We start from the raw sequence: 1221 nt of genomic DNA, 5'->3' as shown, positions 1-1221 counted from the left end.
CAGCTGGCTGGTCGAGGCTGCCGCCGCGGGAGCGCGCCGCATCAGGGCGAAGATGGCCGAGGCCGTGGACCTTTCGAAGCTGCACTCCCCGGACGCAGTCGACAGAGCGTTGGGGACGGCGGCGATGACCGGCCGGTTCGCCGATCGGGACCTGATCTCGATCCTCGACTACCAAGTCACCCACGAACACGCTGATCCGGTCCGTCGCAGCGAGAACCACACTCTGCAACCGGGCACCGCCGCCTGGTCCACCTTCGGCCAGACACCAGCGCCGGCCAGCCCAGCCACTACTGACGATGAAAGCGATGACGCCTGATGAGCACCCCTTTGCGCACTGTTACCAGCGCTAACGGCGACCCGTTGGCCGAGGCGATCGACCTGACTAAACGCCTGAAACTGCCCCATATCCGCAGGTCCTTGAGCGATATCATCCCGACCGCGAAAGCCCAACGCTGGGACCCCGCCGAAGTCGTGCGGGTTCTCCTCGCTGAGGAAGCCGCCGGCCGGGACCGGGCGAACCTGCACACTCGCCGCAAACGCGCGGGTTTCCCTACCGGCAAGACCTTCGGCGACTGGGACGAAACGAAATCGTCGATTCCCCGCGCCACCCAGGACGCGCTCCGCACCCTGGAGTGGGTCGGGCGGCGTGAATGTTTCTGCGTCTGTGGGCCTTCGGGAACTGGCAAGTCTCACTTCACCGAGGCACTCGGGCAGGCCGCAGTCGAAGCTGGGCTGGCGGTGTCTTGGTTCACCATCGAAGACCTCGGTGCCCTGGTCCGCCGGCACCGTGCCGACGACTCCATCGCCCGAGCCCTGACGAGGATCATCCGCTCCGACCTGATCATCGTCGACGACATCGGTCTGCTCCCGGTCTCTGAAGACGCCGCCGAAGGATTCTATCGCCTCGTCGACGCTGCCTACGAACGCCGAGCGATTGCCGTCTCGAGCAACCTGCACCCCTCCGGCTTCGACGAGATCATGCCCAAAACATTGGCCACCGCCACCGTTGACCGGCTCCTGCACCATGCGCACGTCGTCGTCACCGACGGCGACTCCTTCCGCCTCACCGAAGCCACCACCGGCAAGGGGGTGAAGCCCTTCAGCTAACCCAAATCAGAAAGCGGGTGGGGAAAAACAACTGGCCGCCACCGGGGAGAACCCGTGGCCACCAGCGGGGAGAACTACTGGCCGCCTACGGGGAGAACTTCGTGGCCATTGACA

Annotated in this window: 1 protein-coding gene and 1 pseudogene; both read left to right on the top strand. The window is 65.4% G+C overall.

Translation table 11 applies throughout. From position 1 onward, the window contains the following. A pseudogene (locus ASU23_RS06290) lies at positions 1-316 on the top strand (IS21 family transposase); the annotation flags it as partial. Further along, a complete protein-coding gene (gene istB, locus ASU23_RS06285; protein ID WP_003944771.1) occupies positions 316-1107 on the top strand; it encodes an IS21-like element IS1415 family helper ATPase IstB in 792 nt (263 codons plus the stop codon). The pseudogene ASU23_RS06290 and the gene istB, both read left to right, overlap by 1 nt. Positions 1108-1221 lie beyond the last annotated feature (114 nt).

The sequence above is a fragment of the Rhodococcus sp. KB6 genome (assembly GCF_001445685.1).
Lineage (GTDB): Bacteria > Actinomycetota > Actinomycetes > Mycobacteriales > Mycobacteriaceae > Rhodococcus_F > Rhodococcus_F qingshengii.
Note: the sequence above shows the minus strand (reverse complement) of the source record. Positions and strands in the feature narration are given on the sequence as shown.